At 50.9% G+C, this 381-nt stretch carries 1 protein-coding gene; it reads left to right on the top strand.

The features are described from left to right. Nucleotides 1-237 (top strand): IS3 family transposase (locus FJV41_RS56795; protein WP_135718417.1); only part of this gene is annotated, 237 nt, incomplete at its 5' end. Nucleotides 238-381 lie beyond the last annotated feature (144 nt).

The raw sequence follows: 381 nt of genomic DNA, 5'->3' as shown, positions 1-381 counted from the left end.
CATGGGATGACGCAGAGTATGTCGCGTAAAGGAAACTGCCTGGATAATGCAGTGATGGAAAACTTCTTCGGGACCCTGAAATCGGAGTGTTTTTATCTGAGGGAGTTCAGGAGTGTCAGTGCGCTAAGAAAAGCCGTAGAGGACTATATCCATTACTACAACAACGAGCGGATAAGCCTGAAATTAAAAGGCCTGAGTCCGGTAGAGTACCGAACCCAGGCTCTGAGAGCCGCTTAATATGAACCATCCAACTTTATGGGGTCAGTCCAGTAGCGCCGCCGGGCGATACACATCAGACACCGTACCCGCGGTTGTGCCGGATGGCGGCATAAATGCCTTATCCGGCCTACGAGTCCTCTGCTGGTTCTGTCTCTTATACAC

The sequence above is a fragment of the Myxococcus llanfairpwllgwyngyllgogerychwyrndrobwllllantysiliogogogochensis genome (assembly GCF_006636215.1).
GTDB classification, from domain to species: Bacteria; Myxococcota; Myxococcia; order Myxococcales; family Myxococcaceae; genus Myxococcus; species Myxococcus llanfairpwllgwyngyllgogerychwyrndrobwllllantysiliogogogochensis.
The sequence above is the reverse complement of the archived record's forward strand: the minus strand, read 5'-3'. Positions and strand labels throughout refer to the sequence as shown.